The organism is Pseudomonas monteilii NBRC 103158 = DSM 14164 (assembly GCF_000730605.1).
GTDB classification, from domain to species: Bacteria; Pseudomonadota; Gammaproteobacteria; order Pseudomonadales; family Pseudomonadaceae; genus Aquipseudomonas; species Aquipseudomonas monteilii.
This window is the reverse complement of sequence record NZ_BBIS01000119.1, coordinates 1-1,160: the sequence shown is the minus strand read 5'-3', so window position 1 is coordinate 1,160 and position 1,160 is coordinate 1. Positions and strand designations below refer to the sequence as shown.

Sequence of the window (1,160 nt, the reverse complement as noted above, 5' to 3'; positions counted from 1 at the left end):
ACGACGCCGGCGCCGACGGTACGACCGCCTTCACGGATAGCGAAGCGCAGACCGTCTTCCATTGCGATGGTCTTGATCAGGGTAACAGTCATCTGAATGTTGTCACCTGGCATTACCATTTCAACGCCTTCCGGCAGTTCGCAGTTACCGGTCACGTCAGTGGTACGGAAGTAGAACTGAGGACGGTAGCCTTTGAAGAACGGAGTGTGACGACCGCCTTCTTCCTTCGACAGAACGTAAACTTCTGCGGTGAACTTGGTGTGCGGCTTGACCGAACCTGGCTTGACCAGAACCTGACCACGCTCAACGTCGTCACGCTTGGTGCCACGCAGCAGAACGCCGCAGTTCTCGCCAGCACGGCCTTCGTCCAGCAGCTTGCGGAACATCTCAACACCGGTGCAGGTGGTAGTGGTGGTGTCACGCAGACCAACGATTTCCAGTGGGTCTTGAACGCGAACGATACCACGCTCGATACGACCGGTAACAACGGTACCACGACCCGAGATCGAGAATACGTCTTCGATCGGCATCAGGAACGGCTGATCAACGGCACGAACTGGCTCAGGGATGTAGGCATCCAGAGTTTCTACCAGCTTCTTGACAGCGGTAGTACCCATTTCGTTGTCGTCTTTGCCTTCCAGGGCCATACGAGCGGAACCGATGATGATCGGAGTGTCGTCGCCTGGGAAGTCGTAGGTGGACAGCAGGTCGCGAACTTCCATCTCGACCAGTTCCAGCAGCTCAGCGTCGTCTACCAGGTCAGCCTTGTTCAGGAAGACCACGATGTACGGAACGCCTACCTGACGGGACAGCAGGATGTGCTCACGGGTTTGTGGCATCGGACCATCGGCGGCCGAGCAAACCAGGATCGCGCCGTCCATCTGGGCAGCACCGGTGATCATGTTCTTCACGTAGTCAGCGTGACCTGGGCAGTCAACGTGAGCGTAGTGACGAATGTTCGAGTTGTACTCGACGTGAGCGGTGTTGATGGTGATACCGCGCGCTTTTTCTTCCGGAGCCGAGTCGATCTTGTCGAACTCAACGACTGCCGAACCGAAAACTTCGGAGCAGACGCGAGTCAGAGCTGCGGTCAGAGTGGTCTTACCGTGGTCAACGTGGCCGATAGTGCCGACGTTAACGTGGGGAAGGGAACGATCAAA

Annotated in this window: 1 protein-coding gene; it reads right to left on the bottom strand. The window is 57.0% G+C overall.

The genetic code is table 11. The features are described from left to right. Nucleotides 1-1,160 (bottom strand): elongation factor Tu (tuf, locus tag PM2_RS29420; RefSeq protein ID WP_016715922.1); only part of this gene is annotated, 1,160 nt, incomplete at both ends.